Source organism: Arthrobacter sp. Hiyo1 (assembly GCF_001263615.2).
Classification (GTDB): domain Bacteria; phylum Actinomycetota; class Actinomycetes; order Actinomycetales; family Micrococcaceae; genus Arthrobacter.
The window spans coordinates 487,025-494,008 of the sequence record NZ_DF952468.1 but is presented as its reverse complement, the minus strand read 5'-3'; the positions used below and the strand labels follow the sequence as shown (position 1 = coordinate 494,008).

Genomic DNA, 6,984 nt, shown 5'->3' with positions numbered 1-6,984 from the left:
TTGCCGGGGGGAATTGATCCAGATGAGCCGGACCCTCGCGCGGGTGGCTGCGTCCAGTTCGTCCAGGCTGTCTGCCGCGACGGCAGTGGCGCCTGCGAGCATGGCGCCGATGTCGTAGGTCGGGTACGCCACAGTGGGACGGACCACGACGTCGCCTGCGCTCAGTCCCAGCAGGAACGGCAACCAGGCCACCAATTCCTTGGAGCCGACGGTCGGCAGGACGTCCCTCGGATCGATTCCCGGGACCCCGCGGCGGCTGGCGAACCAGTTGGATACGGCCTCGCGAAGAGCTTCCGTGCCGTGGACCGTCGGGTAACCATGGGCGTCAGCTGCCCGGGCAAGCGCCTCGCGGACCAGTTGCGGCGTCGGATCCACGGGGGTTCCGATGGAGAGATTGACTGCCCCGCCCGGGTGTTCTGAAGCCTTGGCCACGTACGGCGCCATCGCTTCCCAAGGATAGTCAGGCAGGTTGAGGCCGAAAGCGGGGGCCGCAGAAATCAAAGGAAGCAACCGTTCTTAGTGGTCTTGGTTCTGTGGGGGCAGCGCGGCGATGAAGGGGTGGTCCTTACCGGTGTTGCCGATCTTGGCGGCTCCGCCCGGGGAACCAAGGTCATCGAAGAACTCGACGTTGGCCTTGTAGTAGTCGGCCCATTCCTCCGGGGTGTCGTCCTCGTAGTAGATCGCTTCCACCGGGCACACGGGTTCGCAAGCTCCGCAGTCCACGCACTCATCCGGGTGGATATAGAGGGAACGTTCGCCTTCGTAGATGCAGTCAACAGGGCATTCTTCAATACATGCCTTGTCCTTGACGTCCACACACGGCTGCGCGATTACGTAGGTCACGTCCCTTGCCTCTCCACAGTTGTCCCGGAAATTCCGGGTAGTACCACCGGCCCTGTGGCCGGTACATCGAATTCTGAGCCTATTATCCCCCAGCGGGAACTCAGCAACCTAGCCGGGCGTCTTACTATGAACTGGTGAATCTGCCCCGGCCCCAGGATTTCCTGCTCAATACCGTATCCGGAACACGGGTAGTTGTCCGATACCGCCTGGACAACGGCTTCACCGATGCCCTCGGCTACCTGCTCTCGGTCGCCGACGGTGCGTGCACCATCCGTACCCGACAGTCCGACGTCGAGATCCCGCTGGCCCTTGTTGTGGCGGCAAAAGCAGTCCCTCCTCCGCCCCAGCGCCGGGATCCGCGCACAACCCGCGAGTAGTTCCGCCTCATGTCCCGGAGGGTCAGGCGCCATGCACCTCGTCGGGGAGCCTGCGCATTCCCCACAGCGGGGAGAACAGCACAGGCGCAACAAAAACAAGACTTCCGCCCAAGCCGATCCAGAGTGTCGGTACGAGGCCGATATTCTCGGCCAGGAGGCCCGAGGCTAGGGCAGCGATCGGCATGACCCCCCACACCACGAAGCGAATGGACGCATTCATGCGCCCCAGGAGCCGGGGCGGACACACGCGCTGCCTCATGCTCAACTGCATGATGTTGTACACCAGCACTCCGAAAGCGAACCCGAACTCGGAGACGATGAGCATCACGAGGGACATCCATCGCTCGGGGGCAAGCACGCACAACGGAACCAGGAGGAGGAAAAGCGAGCTGATCATCGACGCCACGGGAATAACCGTCCCCTCGCCGATCCAGGCCGCCAATCTGGGCGCGGCAACCGCCCCGATCAGTCCGCCCACGGCGCCGACCGCCATGATGAGGCCCATGCCCTCCGGACCGAGTTCCAGTTCACGAAGTACCAACACCGGCATCAAGGTGAAGGCAAGCGTGGTGAAGAAGTTGACCCCGCCCGTGCACGCCGCAATCCTGCTGATCAGGGGATGCCTGACCACGAAGACCAGGCCCTCCTTGATTTCGCTTGCCAGCGGCTGCCGATCCTTCGCGGCCACGGGCCGTTCCGCATCGCACGTCCTGAGCAGGAAGATGGCCGACAGCAGATACCCGATCGCCTCCCCGACGAACAGCACCGGGGCGGACACGACCGTCAGCAAGCCACCGCCCGCGGCAGGACCCCCGATCCGTGCGATCTGGGAGGTGGCCTCGAGCTTGGAGTTCGCCTGCGGCACTTTCGCGGCATCCACGAGCACGGGCACATAGCTCTGGTAGGAAACGTCGAAGAAGACCGTCGCGGCCCCGACGACGGCGGCTACGGCGTAAAGGTGCCAGATCTGCAGGATGCCGGCCCACCAGAGGATTGGTACGGTCGCCATTGCCGCGGTCCGGACCAGGTCCGCCACGATCATGGTGCGACGCTTGAGCCAGCGGTCAACCCACGCTCCTGCCGGCAAACCGATCAGCAGGAAGGCCGCAAGGCCGGCGGCATTGAGCGCGCCGACTTCGAACTCACTGGCGCCGAGCAAAGTCACCGCGAGGACGGGAAAAGCCAATTGCCCCAGTTGCGCCCCAAGCTGGCTGACGGCCTGGCCCGACCAGAAGGTGATGAAGTTCCGGTCCCGCCACAGCGAGGCAGTGTGCTGAGCTGTGTCAGTTTGCTGAGCATTGTCCGTGGTCCCGGCGTTCACCCGCCCAGTTTCCTGTAGTGATTGGTATATGTCAATCACTCAAGGCTGGCTACACTGGCCACCATGACGGAACACGAGCGGGAGGACAGCGACCTGGTGGCCAAGGGCCGCGCCTTGAGCTCCCCCTTGCGCCTGAGGATTCTCCGGCTCTGCCTGCACCACGCTCGCACCAACAAAGAGATTGCGGGGCTGTTGGACATCAATCCGGCGTCAAGCCTGCATCATGTCCGGACCTTGGTGCGCACCGGTTTTCTTGAACCTCAGGAAGGCCGGAAGGGAAAGAGGGGCGCCAAGGAGGTGCCGTACATCGCCACCCGCACCTCGTGGAGCACTCCCGTCGACGATATTGCCCCTGTCCTGATCGAAACATTCGTCCAGGAAACCCGCGGGCTCATGCCAGGGGACATCGATGTCTGGCGGCTTGGCGTGAAGTTCAATGCTGCACGGCAGCAGGAGATGATGGGCAAGCTGCGGGCGGTCGTCGAGGAATATATGCGTCTTCCGGCAGACGACGACGGCGACGCCACCTCGCTCTTGATCGCCCACCACCGGGACCCAAGCGCCGACTAGCTAAGCGCGCGGAGGACGCCCGTAGCGCCGGCACCACAAGAGCATCACGAAAGTGATGCCCGCACTCCCGTAAACCCACACATTTCCGGGCACATCCGCGACGATCAGCTGCTTGCCCGTTCCGCCCGTGGAGAGCACGCCTACGGCGGCGTAACAAACAATGCCCACCACCGCCGTCGGGATCAAGGATCGCGACCACGCACCCAGCAGGAGCTGGAGCGATGCGAGCAGGAGCAGTGCCGCTGCGGTACCCCAAGAGACCTCGACGCCGGCAATAAGGAGCGCCTGCCGGTGCAGTGCGGTGCCTGCAAAGGCAGCAAAAAGAGCCACCGGAACAGCCACGGCAATGCCGCGTGCTGTTCCGGTGGCTCCCTTATTCAATGCGTCAGTCCGTTGGGCGCGTCAGTACTTGATCAGCCCAGCAGGATCAGACTTTGGCGCGTGCGCGGGTAGCCTTGGCGCGCTCGTTGGCGTCCAGGATCACCTTGCGGATGCGGATGGAGTCCGGGGTTACCTCAACGCACTCGTCTTCGCGGGCGAATTCGAGGGACTCTTCGAGGGTCAGGTCGCGCGGCGGCGTCAGGTTCTCAAAGGTGTCAGAGGAAGCGGCACGCATGTTGGTGAGCTTCTTTTCCTTCGTGATGTTGACGTCCATGTCGTCGGCGCGGGAGTTCTCGCCGACGATCATGCCTTCGTAGACCTCGGACGTGGGCTTCACGAAGAAGGAGCCGCGTTCCTGCAGGTTGATCATGGCGAAGGGGGTGACCACACCGGCGCGGTCGGCAACCATCGAACCGTTGGTGCGGTATTCGATAGGGCCGGCCCACGGCTCGTAGCCTTCGGAGATCGAGGAAGCGATGCCGGCGCCACGGGTGTCCGTAAGGAACTTGGTGCGGAAGCCGATGAGGCCACGTGCCGGAACGATGAATTCCATGCGGCACCAGCCGGTACCGTGGTTGGCCATGTTGGTCATGCGGCCCTTGCGGGCAGCCATCAGCTGCGTGACCGCACCGAGGTACTCTTCAGGCACGTCGATGGTCATGTGTTCCATCGGCTCGTGGATCTTGCCGTCGACGGTCCGGGTGACAACCTGCGGCTTGCCGACAGTGAGCTCGAAGCCTTCGCGTCGCATCTGCTCCACGAGGATGGCCAGCGCAAGCTCGCCACGTCCCTGGACTTCCCAAGCATCCGGACGCTCGGTGGGCAGGACCTTGATGGAGACGTTACCGATCAGTTCCTTGTCCAGGCGATCCTTCACCTGGCGCGCCGTGACCTTGGCGCCCTTGACCTTGCCGGCCAGCGGGGAGGTGTTGATACCGATGGTCATGGAGATCGCGGGGTCATCCACCGTGATAAGCGGCAGCGGCTGCGGGTTCTCGGCGTCAGTGAGGGTCTCACCAATGGTGATTTCCTCGATACCGGCAACAGCCACGATCTCGCCCGGGCCGCAGACTCTGCCGGTACGCGGTCAAGGGCCTTGGTGGCCAGGAGCTCGGTGATCTTGACGTTCTTCAGCTCACCGTTGGCACGCGCCCAGGCGACGGTCTGGCCCTTGCGGAGGGTGCCGTTGTAGATGCGCAGGAGTGCAAGGCGGCCGAGGAACGGGGAAGCGTCCAGGTTGGTGACGTGCGCCTGAAGGACACCGTTCGGGTTGTAGGTCGGCGCCGGGATGTGCTCGATGATCGCCTTGAAGAGGGGTTCGAGATCTTCGTTTTCCGGGGCCGAGCCGTCAGCCGGCTGCTCGAGGGAAGCGCGGCCGACCTTGGCTGCGGCGTAGACCACGGGTACTTCCAGGATCTTGTCCAGGTCCAGGTCCGGAACTTCGTCCGCGAGGTCGGAGGCCAGGCCAAGGAGCAGGTCCATGGACTCGTGGACAACCTCTTCGATGCGGGCGTCGGGGCGGTCGGTCTTGTTGACCAGCAGGATGACGGGCAAGTGCGCGGCAAGGGCCTTGCGGAGGACGAAGCGGGTCTGCGGCAGCGGACCTTCGGAAGCGTCGACCAGGAGGACCACGCCGTCAACCATGGACAGGCCGCGCTCCACCTCGCCACCGAAGTCGGCGTGGCCGGGGGTGTCGATCACGTTGATGGTGATGGTCTCGCCATTGGACGACGGGCCGTTGTAGGCAACCGTGGTGTTCTTGGCGAGGATGGTGATGCCCTTTTCGCGCTCCAGGTCACCGGAGTCCATGACGCGGTCTTCCAGGTGGTTGTGCTCGGCGAAGGAGTTGGTCTGCTTGAGCATGGCGTCGACCAGCGTGGTCTTGCCGTGGTCAACGTGGGCCACAATCGCGACGTTGCGCAGATCACTGCGCGATGCAGTGGTCGCGGCGGTGTTGGTGGTGGTTTCAGACATGCGTAATGGCTCGATTCAGTGGTGAAGTCAGCTGTTGTATCGCGACATTTCCAACCGGAACGCACGACGGATTAGACCCTTTGACACAGGGCACCTTCATAGAGTCTAAACGCTGTGGTATTTATTGGCCTAAAAATCACCCTCCAGGTCATCGAATTGTGCCCTTCATCACAATCGGCAGCGAACTCCGCATGAGCCGGAAACAGCAAAAGAGCCGGTACCACTTCCCCCCACGGAAGTGGTGCCGGCTCTTCTGCTCCCCCGGCTGGCACTCAGCGCACGGGCGCCAGGACCGTCAGGCCACCACGGGCGGAAGCATCAGGCTGGCACCCGGGATCGCGTTGAGCAGGGCCTTGGTGTAGTCCTGCTGCGGCGAATCGAAGACGTCGTCCGTGCTGCCCGTTTCCACGAGCTTGCCCTTCTGCATCACGCAGACATGGTCGGCGATCTGCCGCACCACGGCGAGGTCGTGCGTGATGAACAGGTACGTCAGGCCAAGATTGGACTGCAGCTCGGCCAGGAGGTTCAAGACCTGGGCCTGCACCAAGACGTCCAAAGCGGAGACCGCTTCGTCACAGATGATCACTTCGGGGTCGAGGGCGAGCGCGCGCGCGATCGCGACGCGCTGCCTTTGGCCGCCGGAGAGCTCGTTCGGGTACCGCTGCATGGTGGACTGAGGCAGCGCCACCTGGTCCAGGAGTTCCCGGACCTTCTTCTCGCGGCTGACCTTGTCACCGATCTTGTGGGTCCGGAGCGGTTCCTCGATGGTCCTGAAGATGTTGTACATCGGGTCGAGTGAACCGTACGGGTCCTGGAAAATCGGCTGGACGCGGCGCCGGAACTTGAAGATTTCCCGGCTGTTCAAGGTGGAGGTGTCCACACCGTCGAACACAATCCGGCCCGACGTCGGCGCGAGCAGGTTGAGGACCATCTGGGCCACGGTGGACTTGCCGGAACCCGATTCACCCACGATCGCCGTCGTCGTCCCCCGTTTGACGTTGAACGAGACGTTGTCCACCGCAGTGAAGTCCGTTGCCTTGCCGACGCCGGAGCGCAGCTTGAAGACTTGCTGAGCTTTCGACCTTTAGGACGTCGTCGGCCAATGCCTTTTCGGCCACAGCTTCGGTGGGCGCCAGGAGTTCTTCCGTCTGGATTCCTTCGGCCTTGGCGGCCTGGATCCTACGCGAAGCGAGTGACGGCGCCGAGGCCACCAACCGCTGGGTGTAGGGGTGTTGCGGGTTGCGAAGCAATTCGAGGGAAGGACCGGCCTCCACCACGTTGTCGCGGTACATGACCACTACTTTGTCCGCGCGCTCGGCAGCGAGGCCGAGATCGTGGGTGATGAGCAGGACTGCCGTGCCGAGCTCCGCCGTCATGGTTTCGAGGTGGTCAAGGATCTGCCGCTGCACCGTGACGTCCAGGGCCGACGTCGGCTCATCGGCGATCAGGAGCCGCGGCTGGCAAGACAGGCCGATGGCGATCAGGGCCCGCTGGCGCATGCCGCCGGAGAATTCGTGC

General features: G+C 63.5%; 5 protein-coding genes and 3 pseudogenes. 2 read left to right on the top strand and 6 right to left on the bottom strand.

Going from position 1 to position 6,984, the window contains the following annotated elements:
- Positions 1–501: pseudogene (locus AHiyo1_RS02205) on the bottom strand (aminotransferase class I/II-fold pyridoxal phosphate-dependent enzyme); the annotation flags it as partial.
- 15 nt (positions 502–516) lie between these two features.
- Positions 517–843 carry a ferredoxin gene (gene fdxA, locus AHiyo1_RS02200; RefSeq protein ID WP_018776555.1) on the bottom strand — a complete coding sequence of 109 codons (327 nt, stop codon included), beginning with the start codon at positions 841–843 and terminating at the stop codon, positions 517–519.
- Positions 844–977: 134 nt separating this feature from the next.
- On the opposite strand from fdxA, the gene AHiyo1_RS02195 reads away from it, so the two are divergent.
- Positions 978–1,220, top strand: coding sequence for a putative acetyltransferase (locus AHiyo1_RS02195; RefSeq protein ID WP_059387478.1), 243 nt, complete (start codon positions 978–980; stop codon positions 1,218–1,220).
- Positions 1,221–1,242: 22 nt separating this feature from the next.
- On the opposite strand, the gene AHiyo1_RS02190 is transcribed toward AHiyo1_RS02195, so the two are convergent.
- Complete coding sequence (locus AHiyo1_RS02190; protein ID WP_059387477.1) at positions 1,243–2,541, bottom strand: MFS transporter; 1,299 nt, start codon at positions 2,539–2,541, stop codon at positions 1,243–1,245.
- Positions 2,542–2,604: 63 nt separating this feature from the next.
- Here AHiyo1_RS02190 and AHiyo1_RS02185 point away from each other — a divergent pair, with 63 nt between their 5' ends.
- Complete coding sequence (locus tag AHiyo1_RS02185; protein WP_059387476.1) at positions 2,605–3,111, top strand: helix-turn-helix domain-containing protein; 507 nt, start codon at positions 2,605–2,607, stop codon at positions 3,109–3,111.
- Here the strand turns inward: AHiyo1_RS02185 and AHiyo1_RS02180 are convergent, their stop codons facing one another.
- The 3 genes and pseudogenes from AHiyo1_RS02180 to AHiyo1_RS02170 all read right to left on the bottom strand — a co-directional run.
- Complete coding sequence (locus AHiyo1_RS02180; protein WP_059387475.1) at positions 3,112–3,492, bottom strand: hypothetical protein; 381 nt, start codon at positions 3,490–3,492, stop codon at positions 3,112–3,114.
- A 46-nt stretch (positions 3,493–3,538) separates the two neighbouring features.
- A pseudogene (typA, locus tag AHiyo1_RS02175) lies at positions 3,539–5,466 on the bottom strand (translational GTPase TypA).
- A 295-nt stretch (positions 5,467–5,761) separates the two neighbouring features.
- Positions 5,762–6,984: pseudogene (locus tag AHiyo1_RS02170) on the bottom strand (ATP-binding cassette domain-containing protein); the annotation flags it as partial.

Bases quoted from the DNA above. Each gene is read 5' to 3' on its own strand.
- AHiyo1_RS02185 (WP_059387476.1), top strand. From the start codon at position 2,605: ATGACGGAACACGAGCGGGAGGACAGCGACCTGGTGGCCAAGGGCCGC.